Origin of the sequence: Nonomuraea sp. NPDC005730 (assembly GCF_040630865.1) — a bacterium.
GTDB lineage: Bacteria > Actinomycetota > Actinomycetes > Streptosporangiales > Streptosporangiaceae > Nonomuraea.
Window position 1 is genome coordinate 99,148 of the sequence record NZ_JBEXYK010000028.1, and the last position, 12,124, is coordinate 111,271.

General features: G+C 72.2%; 10 protein-coding genes. All 10 read left to right on the forward strand.

Annotation, left to right across the window (positions count from 1 at the left end; genetic code table 11):
• Nucleotides 1-31 precede the first annotated feature (31 nt).
• The 10 genes from ABZ444_RS28385 (at nt 32) to ABZ444_RS28430 (ending at nt 11,992) form a co-directional block, all read left to right on the forward strand.
• Nucleotides 32-379, forward strand: coding sequence for a hypothetical protein (locus ABZ444_RS28385; RefSeq protein WP_357973329.1), 348 nt, complete (start codon nt 32-34; stop codon nt 377-379).
• Nucleotides 370-1,575, forward strand: a complete 1,206-nt coding sequence (locus tag ABZ444_RS28390; RefSeq protein ID WP_358003067.1) for a DUF6395 domain-containing protein — start codon at nt 370-372, stop codon at nt 1,573-1,575. The genes ABZ444_RS28385 and ABZ444_RS28390 overlap by 10 nt, the downstream gene beginning before the upstream one ends.
• A gap of 43 nt (nt 1,576-1,618) precedes the next feature.
• Entirely contained in the window at nt 1,619-2,461 is an 843-nt protein-coding gene (locus ABZ444_RS28395; protein ID WP_357697516.1) for a M55 family metallopeptidase, read from the forward strand.
• Nucleotides 2,462-2,491: 30 nt separating this feature from the next.
• Nucleotides 2,492-4,048: a flavin monoamine oxidase family protein gene (locus ABZ444_RS28400; protein WP_358003070.1), complete on the forward strand. Its 1,557-nt coding sequence runs from the start codon at nt 2,492-2,494 to the stop codon at nt 4,046-4,048.
• 64 nt (nt 4,049-4,112) lie between these two features.
• Nucleotides 4,113-4,625, forward strand: a complete 513-nt coding sequence (locus tag ABZ444_RS28405; protein WP_358003073.1) for a YbaK/EbsC family protein — start codon at nt 4,113-4,115, stop codon at nt 4,623-4,625.
• 141 nt (nt 4,626-4,766) lie between these two features.
• The gene (locus ABZ444_RS28410; protein WP_358003076.1) at nt 4,767-6,947 is read left to right on the forward strand and encodes a protein kinase; all 2,181 of its coding nucleotides are present in this window, start codon (nt 4,767-4,769) and stop codon (nt 6,945-6,947) included.
• A 16-nt stretch (nt 6,948-6,963) separates the two neighbouring features.
• Nucleotides 6,964-8,730, forward strand: a complete 1,767-nt coding sequence (locus ABZ444_RS28415; RefSeq protein ID WP_358003079.1) for a serine/threonine-protein kinase — start codon at nt 6,964-6,966, stop codon at nt 8,728-8,730.
• A 35-nt stretch (nt 8,731-8,765) separates the two neighbouring features.
• Entirely contained in the window at nt 8,766-9,986 is a 1,221-nt protein-coding gene (locus tag ABZ444_RS28420; RefSeq protein WP_358003081.1) for a serine/threonine-protein kinase, read from the forward strand.
• Between the two features lie 253 nt (nt 9,987-10,239).
• The gene (locus ABZ444_RS28425) at nt 10,240-11,019 is read left to right on the forward strand and encodes an electron transfer flavoprotein subunit beta/FixA family protein (RefSeq protein ID WP_358003083.1); all 780 of its coding nucleotides are present in this window, start codon (nt 10,240-10,242) and stop codon (nt 11,017-11,019) included.
• A gap of 19 nt (nt 11,020-11,038) precedes the next feature.
• Nucleotides 11,039-11,992, forward strand: coding sequence for an electron transfer flavoprotein subunit alpha/FixB family protein (locus ABZ444_RS28430; RefSeq protein WP_358003085.1), 954 nt, complete (start codon nt 11,039-11,041; stop codon nt 11,990-11,992).
• The last annotated feature ends 132 nt before the right edge of the window (nt 11,993-12,124 follow it).

Here is a 12,124-nt window from a genome sequence, read left to right on the forward strand (position 1 = left end):
GGAAGCGGGTTTGCCAGTATGGTGGCGTTTCATGATGCGCGTCCCGGTCCCCGCCCGGCTGCGTAAAGCCGTGCGTACGTGGTTCGACTCCCGTTACATCTCCGTCGCCGACCACCGGCAGGACATCCGGGACGCGCTCTGGGAGGTCCAGACCCTGCGCAGGGAGATGGCGACGCTGCAGGGCGAGGTCGAGCGGCTGCGGAACGCCCGCCCGGCGGCCGGCCCGGTGATCGACAAGGCCAGGGTCGACGACACGTACCGGCTGGCGCAGGAGACCGCGCAGGCCCTCGACGGCGTGCTCCAGAACGAGGTGCTCGTCTGGCAGGCCATCGACGACCTGCGGGCCCGCGTCCCCGAGGGGGGCCGGCCGTGCGCGTGACCTGGTCCGGCGGCGAGCTGACCTTCCGTCTCGACCCCGAGGACGAGATCACCGGCAGGGCGGCCGACGAACATCCCGTCAAGCTGGCCACCAACTCCTGCTCGATCGGCGGCGTGCCCGCCGACGCCCACCCCGACCTGTTCGCCGTGGCCGCCTGGACGATCGTGGCGCCCTGGACCAGGCGGCGGATCACGTTCGACCGGGCCGTCTCCGCCGAGGTGGCCGCGGCCCTGCACGACGGGTGGGGCATCGAGGCCGGGCCGGTCGGGGCCGAGCCGCGCCGGGCCGGGGACCGGCTCGCCATCTCCTACAGCGGCGGCGCGGACTCCGTGGCCGCGGCGGCCATCCATCCGTCGGCGCCGTTCGTGCACTTCCGGCGGGTGCCGCATCCGAGGGTGCCCAACCGGTGGCCGCACTACCGCTCCGACGTGCTGGCCAAGCTGGCCGAGCGGACCGGCCGTGAGCTCACCACCATCACCTCCGACCTGGAGTTCACCCTCGCCGAGCCGCGTCCGGGCTATCCGGAGCACCACGCCGTCGCGGCGGGGGCGCTCCTGCTGGCCGACCGGATGAACCTCGGTGGCCTGGGCTTCGGCTATGAACTCGGTTCACGCTGGCTCGGCGGTGACCGTTACTTGTTGCGGTTCACGCCTGACAACCCCATGTGGGCGCCGCACGGCGCGTGGGGCCGGTTGTTCGCCGCCGCGGGCGTGCACATCGTGCTCCCGGTCGGCGGGGTGAGCGAGGCCGTCACCATGCGGCTGGCCCTGAACTCCGAGCTCAAGGACCAGGTGCGCTGGTGCCTGCGCGGCACCGACGGCCCCTGCCGCACCTGCGGCAAGTGCCTGTACAAGGAGCTCATCCAGGCCGCCGTCGAGCGCCGTCCGCTGGACACGCCCCTCACCGCCGACCGTCCCGTGGCCCGCAAGTGGCTGCGGCCGCCCCCCTTCGGGGGCCAGGAGATGGTCGAGTACGGCCTCGCCCGGATCCCCGGCGTCGAACGGTCCCTGTTCGCCAAGGCCCTCGACCATTTCGAGGCCACCGAGGAGTCCACGAGCTGGCTCGACCACTGCTACCCGCCGGCGATCGAGGAGATCCCCGAGCCGTGGCGGGCGGAGGCGGCCGCCTTCCTGACCTCCCAGGTCGGCCTCATGACCGAGGCCGAGGTACGGCGGGTGGAGACGTGGGGCGCGTGACCGTCCGCGGGGCGGATCCGGCGAAGTGCGAGGAGTTGACTGCGTGAAGGTTTACCTGTCGGTGGACATGGAGGGCGTGACGGGGCTGACCGACCCCGAGGAGATGCACGCCGGCAAACGCGGCTACGACCGCGGCTGCGAGCTGATGACCGCCGACGCCAACGCCGCCGTGGAGGGCGCGTTCGCCGCGGGGGCGGGCTCGGTGCTGGTCAACGACGCCCACGGGTCCACCAAGAACCTGCGGATCGACCTCCTGGACCCGCGGGCCACCCTGATCCGGGGGCCGGGCAAGGCCCAGCGCATGGCCCAGGGGCTCGACGGCACGTTCCAGGCCGCGTGCTTCGTGGGCTACCACGCCAGGGCCGGCGTCCAGCACGGTGTGCTCAACCACACGTGGATGGGCAAGGAGATCCAGAACGTCTACCTCAACGGCGAGCTGTGCGGCGAGACCCGGCTGGTCGCGGCGTGCGCGGGCTTCCACGGCGTGCCCGTCGTGCTGGTGACGGGGGACGAGGCCGTCGGCGAGGAGGCGCGCGAGCTGCTCGGCGACGTCGAGACGGTGGCGGTGAAGAAGGGGATCGACAAGTTCTCGGCCGAGTTGCTGCCGCCGAGCGTCGCCCAGGCGAAGATCCGTGAGGCCGCCGCTCGTGGGCTTTCCCGGTTGAGCGACTTCACGCCTTATCGGGTGGAGGCGCCGTACACGCTGGGGGTGGAGTGGAACTCGACCGCCATCGCGGCGGCGGTGGCGCTGGTGCCCGGGGTGAAGACGGTCGGCTCCCGGCACACCGAGTTCACCACCGACGACTTCCGCCAGATCATGGCGCTGCTCGGGATCTTCGCCACCATCGGCGGCCAGGTGGCCTGCGGCAGCGGGCCGTACGGCTGAGATGTCGGTAACTGCTGACCTAGGGAGCGGGTGACGGTGGAAGGCGCGGCGCTGACCCGGCGGGGGCTGCTCGTCGGGATCGGAGCGGTGGGCGGCGCGGGCGCCATGTACGCCGCCATGGGCGCGCTCGGGCTCGCCCCGTCGGAGCAGGACAAGGAGTTCGCCGCGCCGCGTCCCGGCGACTTCTCCCTGCGCGGCAAGGGCGCGGCCAAGGTGGTGATCCTCGGCGCGGGCGTGGCGGGACTGACGGCCGCGTACGAGCTGGGCAAGGCCGGCTACGACTGCACCCTGCTCGAAGCCAGGGGCAAGGCCGGCGGCCGGAACCTCACGCTGCGCGGCGGCGACCGCCTGACCGAGCTGAACGGCCCGGCCCAGGACGTCAAGCTCGGCGAGGGCGTCTACTTCAACGCCGGGCCCGGCCGCATCGCCCCCTGGATGGTCACCCTCGACTACTGCAGGGAGCTGGGCGTCCCGATCGAGACGTTCGTCAACAACAACGCCGCCGCGTACGTCCACACCAACGGCAAGACCGTGCGGGCCCGCACGGCCCGAGCCGACATGTACGGATATGTCGCAGAACTGCTGGCCAAGGCCACAAATATCGGCGCGCTCGACAAGGCGATCACCGCCGACGACCGGCAACGCCTGCTGGAGTTCCTCCGCCGGTTCGGCGACCTGGGACCCAAGCTCGACTACGAGGGCTCACCCCGGCGCGGCTTCACCAAGTACCCGGCGCTCGACGGCGGCACCCCCATCCCGCCCCCGGGCACCCTCCACGACGTGCTGGCCGCCGCCACCGGCCGCGCCATCACCAACGACTTCGGCTACGACATGGCCACCCCCATGTTCCAGCCGGTCGGCGGCATGGACGCGATCGTCAGGAAACTGACCGAGGCCGTAGGGCCCGACCGGATCAGGACCGGCGCCAAGGTCACCAGAATCACGACCCTGGACGACGGCGTCGAGGTGGCGTACGACGGCGGCACCGTCAAGGCCGACTACTGCATCGCCACCCTCCCCCCGCACCTCCTCGCCAAGATCCCGCACAACCTCGGAGCGCAGGTCACCAGCGCACTGAGCACCCCCATCCCGGTCGCGGCCGGCAAGATCGGCCTGGAGTACGGCAGGCGCTGGTGGGAGCTGGAGGACCGCATCTACGGCGGCGTCACCGAGACCGACCTGGACATCACCCACATCTGGTACCCCTCCCACGGCTACCACTCCGAACGCGGCCTGATCGTCGGCTACTACAACACCGAGCAGAACGCCGAGCTGTACGGCTCCTTGACCCCCGAGGACAGAAGGCGGAAGGCCCTCACCCAGGGCCGGAAGGTCCACGGCGACAAATACCGCCAGAACCTGCTGTCCAGCGTCTCGATCGCCTGGCACCGCCAGGAGCACATCCAGGGAGGCTGGATGTACTGGCCGTCCTTTGATTCGTCCTTCACTCTTCTGCAACGCCCCGCCGGAAGGGTCTACTTCGCGGGTGACTGGCTCACCCACCTGATCGCCTGGCAGGCAGGCGCCATGGAGTCGGCCCGCAGCGCCGTCACCCTGCTGCACCAGCGGGTGCTGCAGTCCACGTGACGTCGCACGCCACTTCCTCGACCGGCATAGGGTCGGTCAAGGAAGAGCGATCGAGGAGACGAGGATGACGTTGCACTGGGTGCCCGCGACCGAGCGCGCCGACCTGCTGGCCGATCCGGTGGCGTTCGCCGTGCCGGGCGTCGAGGGCGCCGAGGTGGCGGAGATCGACCCCGACCTGGCCGACACGGCCGCGTTCTGCGAGCGCTACGGCGTACGGCTCGACGAGTCGGCCAACTGCGTGGTCGTGGCCGCCAAGCGCGGCGGCGAGATCCGCTACGCCGCCTGCATGGTGCTCGCGACGATGCGCGTCGACGTCAACGGCGTGGTGCGCAAGCACCTCGACGCCCGGAAGGCGAGCTTCGCGCCGATGGCCGACGCGGTCGAGCTGACCGGCATGGAGTACGGCGGAATCACCCCGCTCGGGCTGCCCGGCGACTGGCCCGTCCTGGTCGACGTGCACGTCGCCGACCATCCCAGAGTGGTGATCGGCAGCGGCGTGCGCAGGTCGAAGCTCGCCCTGCCGGGCGCCGCGCTGGCCGGGCTGAAGGGCGCCGAGGTCCTGTCCCTGACGACCTGAAGGCCCCGAAGCCGAACTGAAGCCAATTCGAGACCGTTGGATGGGAAACCGATGAGGCCGTATCGGACGTTGTACGAGTGGGAATGTGGCCTCATGGTTCATCTCGTGGGCGGGGATTAAGCCGGTATGGTGCTTCATGCCATGAACGATGACCGACTAGGCCCTTACCGGCTGCTCAGGCGGCTCGGTGAAGGCGGGATGGGCGTTGTCCACCTCGCTGTCGACCCCCAGGGGCGACAGGTGGCGGTCAAGGTCCTGCGCGGAGAGGTCGCCGGTGACGAGGTCGCCAGGCGACGGCTTTCGCGTGAGGTCGAGACCATGCGCCGCGTCCGCAGCAAATTCATCGCAGAAGTGGTCGATGCGGATGTAACCGGTCATCGTCCCTACATCGTCACGCGTTACGTGCCCGGCCGTCCGCTCGACGAGATCGTCAAGGACGACGGGCCGCTCGACCTGCCCGCGCTGGTCCGGCTCGCCCACGGGGTGGCCTCCGCGCTGGCCGTGGTCCACTCCGTCGGCGTGATCCACCGCGACCTCAAACCGGGCAACGTGCTGATCCTCGACGGCGAGCCCGTCCTGATCGACTTCGGCATCGCCCAGGCGGTCGACGCGACCAGGCTGACCCAGACCGGCATGTTCATCGGCACGCCGGGCTACCTCGCGCCCGAGATCATCGAGGGCCAGGAGGCCGGCCCCGAGGTCGACATCCACGCCTGGGCGGGCACGCTGCTCTACGCCGCCACCGGCCAGCCGCCCTTCGGCAAGGGCACGCTGGAGATGATCTTCTACAACATCACCGCCGGCAAGGCCGACATCAGCGGCGTGCCGGCCGAGCTGCAGCCGCTGCTCAAGGCGGGCTTCCAGCGCAACCCGGCCAAGCGGCCCAAGGCCGCCGACCTGGCCGAGCAGACGGCCCGCATGTTGCCGAGGCCGCCGCGCGGCGGGCCCGACGAGATCTCCACCGTGCCGCGGCCCGACGCGCCCGACGACTACCCGACCAGGCGGCCGCCGTTCGTGGGGGAGAAGCCCTCCTACGACGTCTCCACGCCGCCGATGACGCCGCGCCGGCTGATCGACGGCCAGGAGCCGCCGGTCGCGCCGCCCGCCGACCCGCACTTCGTCTCGCTGCTGCCCAACCAGGCGGCCGGGCTGCCCAACCAGGCGGCCCCGCTGCCCAGCCAGGCGGCCCCGGTGCCCGGCGCCGGGCTGCCCGAACCGGGCGCGGCGCTGCCGGACCAGGGCGCGGGCGACCCGTGGCCGACCCGCCGGGTCTCGCCGGAGGAGCTGCGCCAGATCCAGCGCGAGGCCGGGCCCAGCCAGCCCTGGCCGCAGCAGCAGCCTCCGCCGCACCCCCAGCCGCAGCCTCAGTCACAACCTCAGCCGCAGTCGCACCCGCAGGTCAACCTGCAGGCCAACCCGCACGAGGCCGACGTGCCCACCCGGCGCGTGCGCCCGGACTCGGCGGAGTTCGGCCGGCTCAGCTCCGGCCCCCAGCCGGTCGACCACGGCCGGCTCGGGTCCGGTGCCCAGCCGGTGGACCACGGCCGGCTCGGGTCCGGTGCCCAGCCGGTGGACCACGGCCGGTTCGGCTCCGGCCAGGAACCGGCGAACTACGGCCCGGTGCCCGTGCAGCCGCCGCCCTACATTCCGGCGCAGCCGCAATACCCGTCCCAGGACCCGCAGGCCGCTCGCGAGGCGTACAACGCGGGCGGGCGTCCGGGGCAGGCGCTGCAGCGCTCCAAGGCGTACGGGGTGGCGAGCGCCATGCTGCTGATCCTCATGATCGTGGCGGCCGTGATGGCCCCCGTCCTGGTGGCGGTGGTGGCGATCCCGATCGCCGTGCTGCTGCGCGCGGCAGACCTCGCCCAGCCGGCGCTGAGCGGCCGCAGGCCCGCCGGGTCCGCCGCCCTCGACGTGATCAGGGTCTTCGCCCGGCCGCAGGCGCTGGCCAAGTCCGTGGGCATCACGGTCGCGCTCGTCCTGTACGCCCTGATCCTCGGCCTGCCGGTGACGCTGCTGCTCAGCGTGGTGGTCAAGATGAACTCGGCCAACGCCCTCGCGTGGGGGGCCGCGGTCGCGCTCTGGACCCTCTGCGCGGGGCCGGGCGTCGAGGGCCCGGGGCGGCAGATGCGCAGAACGCTCTCATCGCTCGTACCCTCGAGGACAGCGGCCATGGCGATGGCGGGAGTCCTGGCGGCGGGCGCCGCGCTCTCGCTGATCCTCGCCTACGGCACGTTCGGGGACACGGCAAGGGGGAGTGTATGGAGTCCACTGGACGTCACACCCGTGACAGAGCAACTCACCAGCCTGAAGGGCGGCTGAGCCGAGGAAGGTGGCGATGAGCATCCAAGCGCCGGAACGCCTCGGCCCCTACCGCATCGTCAGGAAGATCGGCGAGGGCGGCATGGGGGTCGTCCACCTGGGTCTCGACGGTGAGGGCCGTGAGGTCGCCATCAAGGTGCTCCATCCGCACGTGGCCGCCGACCTCAAGGCCCGCGACCGGCTCACCCGCGAGGTCGAGACCATGCGCCGGGTGCGCAGCCCGTACGTCGCCGAGGTCATCGACGCCGAGCTGGTGGGGGGCCAGCCCTACGTCGTGACCCGCTTCGCCCCCGGGCGCACGCTCGAGGAGACCGTGCTGACCGAGGGCGCCCTGGAGGCGCGGCAGGTCATCAGGCTGGCCCAGGGGCTGTGCCAGGCGCTGGTCGCCATCCACGCGGCCGACGTGATCCACCGCGACTTCAAGCCGTCCAACGTCATGCTGGTCGACGGCGAGCCGCTGGTCATCGACTTCGGCATCGCCCACCTGGTGAACGCGACCCGGCTGACCCAGACCGGCATGTTCGTCGGCACGCCCGGCTACCTGGCGCCCGAGATCATCCGCGACTCCGACATCACCCAGGCGGCCGACGTGCACGCGCTGGCCTCGACGGTGTTCTTCGCCGCCACGGGCGCGCCCCCGTTCGGCACCGGGACGTTCGAGGCGGTCTGCTTCAACATCATGGAGGGACGGGCCCAGCTCGACCGGGCGCCCGCGTGGCTGCGCGGCTGGTTGTCGCGCGCGCTGCGGGTCGATCCCGCCGCCCGGCCGGGCGCCCATGAGCTGCTGCGGATGGCCAGGGAGCTCGACCCGTCGGTGACGACGTTCAACGAGATCGAGGGGCCGACCGGCACCAAGCGCATCGGCAGCGGCACGCGCGCCATGGACACGTTCTCCGACCTGCTGCCGCCGGTCGAGTACCGCAAGCCCGCGCCGCCGCCCCCGCCACCGCCGCCCGCGCGGCGGGAGGAGCGGCCGCCGCCCTACGTGCCCGCGCCCACCTCGGCACGCCCGGTGCCGCGCACCGACCAGCGCGTGGCCGGCTACCCGGCGCCGCCGCCGCAACCGCGCCCCTACACGCCGCCGCCCCAGCCGCGCGGCCACGTGCCGCCGGCGGAGCGGAAGAGGTACCTGTTCGGCGCCCAGGTGACCGGGTTGCTGCTGCTGGTCACGCTGGTGGCGCTGACCGTCATGATGCCCGTCGTGATGGGGGCGGTGGCCGTCGCGCTCGCGGTGGTGCTGCGCGTGGGCGAATACCTCTTCGGCGACATGGTCAAGCGGCGCCAGATCCGCGGCAGCAGCTCGGCCGACCCGCTGCTCGCGCTGGTCGGCACGCCGTGGGCGCTGGTCAAGGCCGCGCTGGTGACGCTGGTGCACGTGCCGCTCGCGCTGCTGTTCGGCGCGTGCGTGTGGGGCGCGCTCCACTGGGCCGGCGGCATGGGCACCAACCAGGCCGCCGCCTACGCGGCCGGCGCGTTCGCCGGGGGCCTGTTCGTGCTGCCGGGCGGCGGCGCGCCGCGCAAGGCCGTGACCCGTACGCTCACCGGCGTGCTGCGCAGCCCCGGCGCCGCGCTGGTCGCGGTCGTCGCGGTGGGCACGGCCGCGCTGTTCGCGGCGATGTTCGCGCTCGGCCAGGACCCGGTGTGGACGCCCTGGCGGGCCCCGCAGAGCGTGATCGACGACCTGGCGAGCGACGCCAGGCAGAGCACGATCGGGCTGATCACCGGCCTGATCGAAAGTCTGCTCGACGGGCTGGGGTTGGGCTTCCTGACTCCGTGGTCCTGAGTGTCCCCCTCGGCCCGACGGGGGAGAGATGAGGTATGAGCGAGCGCCTCGGCCCTTATGAGCTTCTCTCCAGGCTCGGCGCGGGCGGCTTCGGCGAGGTCCACCTGGCGCTCGACAGCCAGGGGCGCACGGTCGCGGTCAAGGTGCTGCATCCGCACGTCGCGGCCGATGCCCTCGCGCTAGGCAGGCTCGACCGCGAGGTCGAGACGATGCGCCGGGTCGGCGGGCCGCACGTCGCCGAGGTGCTCGACGCCTCGCTGGAGGGCCCCAGACCCTACCTGGTGACCCGCTACGTCCAGGGCCGCCCGCTCAGCGCCGTCCCCGTGCCCGTGGCCGAGCTGGGCCCCCTGGCCTCGGGGCTGGCCGACGCGCTGCTGGCCATGCACGAGTCCGGGGTGGTCCACCGCGACCTCAAGCCGGCCAATGTGATGATGAGCGAGGACGGCCCGGTCGTCATCGACTTCGGCATCGCCAGCGCGCTCGACTCGTTGTCGGTCACCGCGTCGGGCGCGGTGGTCGGCACGCCCGGCTACCTGGCTCCGGAGCTCCTCGAAGGCGGGAACGCGGGCGTCGAGGCCGACGTGTTCTCCTTCGGCGCGACGCTCGCCTACGCCGCGACCGGGCGGCAGCCGTACGGGCAGGGGCCGGCCTCGGCGGTGGCCTACCGGGTCGTGCACCACCCGCCCGACCTGGAGGGCGTGCCGGACTGGCTGGCGCCGCTGTTACGCGAGTGCCTGGCCACCGACCCCGCCGCGCGGCCCACGGCCGCGCAGATCTGCGCCCGGCTGGGCGTCGCCCCCGTCCCGCACGTACGGCAGACCGGCCCCCGTCCCTCGGCCCCGGCGGCGCGTCCCCGGCGGGCCGACGACATGAGCACGAGAGAGTGGCGGCCGGGCGACGGCCGTCGTAGGTCGGTCGAGGAGTCCAGGGCGCGGCACCGGGAGAAGGTGCGCAGGCGGTGGCTGATCGGCTCGGGCCTGTTCGTGTCGCTGCTGGCGGCGGCCGCCCGCGAGCCGCTGCCCGAGGTGGCGCTGTTCCTGCTGGCCGCATACGTGCTGGCGGTGGTGAGCGACGCGGGGGTGGCGCTGCTCTCGCGCGGGCCGTACCGGCGGAGCCGGATGGTGGCCGACCTGGTGAGCGTGGCGGGGGCGGTGGGGCTGTGCTTCGGGCTCGCCGCGGTGTTCAGCACGTTCACGCTGGCCCTGTTCGCGGGTACGGCCCTGGTGGTGGGCATCGTGTTCCTGTTGTCCGCCTGAGTTCCCTTCGGGGGGCGATCGGAACGTACCGAATAAAGTTCGGTATGGTGGGAAGGGGAGGGCTTCACGCGGGAACCGCTGGTTTGCGCGTAAGCTACCCGCGGGTAACATGACCGCGGGAGCCAGGGCACGACTCTGACCCACCCCGTGTCAGGAGCCCGTCGGGTACCTGGCAGTCTGGTCAGCATTGCATTCGGCGCCTATCGCAGCGACGCGGTGGGCGCACGCGAACACGGGAGGTCGGCCACCGGCCATGAACATCGTCGTCTGCGTGAAGCAGGTCCCCGATACGGCGACCGAGCGCAAGCTGCGGTCCGATGACAACACGCTCGATCGTGACGCCGTCGACGGCGTGGTCAACGAGCTTGACGAGTACGCGGTCGAGGAGGCGCTGAAGCTCAAGGAGGCGCATGGTGGCGAGGTCACCGTGCTCACCATGGGCCCGGGCAAGGCCACCGAGACCATCCGCAAGGCCCTGGCGATGGGCGCCGACAAGGCGGTCCACCTGAGCGACGACGCGCTGCACGGCTCCGACGCGCTGTCCACCTCGTACGCGATGGCCCAGGTGCTCAAGAAGATCGGGTTCGACCTGGTCGTCCTGGGCTCGGAGTCGACCGACGCCCGCACCGGCGTGCTGGCCGCGATGCTGGCCGAGCGCCTGGGCACGGCCCAGCTCACCCTGGCCAACAAGGTGGAGATCGAGGGCACCTCGATCAGCGTCCAGCGCATCACCGACTACGGCTTCGACAAGGTCCAGGCTTCGCTGCCGGCCGTCGTGTCCGTGGTGGAGAAGATCAACGAGCCGCGTTACCCGTCCTTCAAGGGCATCATGGCGGCCAAGAAGAAGCCGGTCGAGACGCTGGCCATCGCCGACGCCGAGATCGACGCCGCCCAGGTCGGCCTGGGCGCCGCCTGGTCCGAGGTGGTCGACTTCGCCGCCGCGCCGCCGCGCGCCGCCGGCACGATCGTCAAGGACGAGGGTGACGGAGGCTCGAAGGCCGCCGACTTCCTCGCCTCCAAGAAGTTCATCTGAGAACGGGGGTTTTACTGATATGTCGGAGATTCTCGTTCTCGTGGAGCAGATCGACGGCGAGGTCAAGAAGGTCACGCTCGAACTGCTGACCCTGGCCCGCTCGCTCGGCACGCCCGCCGCCGTCTGGGCCGGCCCCGGCCTCGGCGACGCCGCCAAGGCCAAGCTGGCCGAGTACGGCGCCGAGACGATCTACAACGCCGGGTCCGCCGACATCGTCGACCACGTGGTGGCGCCCAAGGCCGAGCTGCTGGCGCAGCTCGTCGCCGAGAAGTCGCCCGCCGCGGTGCTCGTGGCCGCCACGGCCGAGGGCAAGGAGGTCGCCGGTCGCCTGGCCGTCAAGACCGACTCCGGCGTCATCACCGACGCCGTGGGCCTGTCCGAGGGCTTCGTGGCCGACCAGTCGATCTTCGGTGGCGGCGTCAACGTGCACTCCAAGGTGCGCAGGGGCACCCCGATCGTCGCCGTACGCCCGAACTCGACGGCCCCGCAGGCCGCCGCGGGCGCCGGCGCCGTCGAGGAGGTGTCGGTCGCGCTGAGCGAGGCGGCGAAGGCCGCCCGCATCGTCGAGCGCGTCAAGCAGGAGAAGGGCGCCAGGCCCGAGCTGACCGAGGCCGCGATCGTGGTCTCCGGCGGCCGGGGCGTGGGCTCCGCCGAGAACTTCTCCGTCATCGAGGGCCTGGCCGACGCGCTGGGCGCGGCCGTCGGCGCCTCGCGTGCCGCCACGGACGCCGGCTGGTACCCCCACCAGTTCCAGGTGGGCCAGACGGGCAAGACGGTCTCGCCGCAGCTCTACATCGCGGCCGGGATCTCCGGCGCCATCCAGCACCGGGCCGGCATGCAGACCGCGAAGACCATCATCGCGATCAACAAGGACCCCGAGGCGCCGATCTTCGAGCTCGCCGACTACGGGGTCGTGGGCGACCTGCACCAGGTCGTCCCGCAGCTCACCGAAGAGGTCGGCAAGCGCAAGTAGCGTCAGAGATCGGCGGGCGCGGGTAGCGCTCGGACCGAAGCGGCGCCGCACGACGGGCGGCGCCGCGTCGCCCTCACAGGCGGGCGGGGCGGGCGCGGTCCGGAGATCGGCAGAGCGGGGGGGAGGGGCAGA

Bases quoted from the DNA above. Each gene is read 5' to 3' on its own strand.
- ABZ444_RS28415 (WP_358003079.1), top strand. From the start codon at position 6,964: ATGAGCATCCAAGCGCCGGAACGCCTCGGCCCCTACCGCATCGTCAGG.
- ABZ444_RS28430 (WP_358003085.1), top strand. From the start codon at position 11,039: ATGTCGGAGATTCTCGTTCTCGTGGAGCAGATCGACGGCGAGGTCAAG.
- ABZ444_RS28385 (WP_357973329.1), top strand. From the start codon at position 32: ATGATGCGCGTCCCGGTCCCCGCCCGGCTGCGTAAAGCCGTGCGTACG.
- ABZ444_RS28410 (WP_358003076.1), top strand. From the start codon at position 4,767: ATGAACGATGACCGACTAGGCCCTTACCGGCTGCTCAGGCGGCTCGGT.
- ABZ444_RS28405 (WP_358003073.1), top strand. From the start codon at position 4,113: ATGACGTTGCACTGGGTGCCCGCGACCGAGCGCGCCGACCTGCTGGCC.
- ABZ444_RS28425 (WP_358003083.1), top strand. From the start codon at position 10,240: ATGAACATCGTCGTCTGCGTGAAGCAGGTCCCCGATACGGCGACCGAG.
- ABZ444_RS28420 (WP_358003081.1), top strand. From the start codon at position 8,766: ATGAGCGAGCGCCTCGGCCCTTATGAGCTTCTCTCCAGGCTCGGCGCG.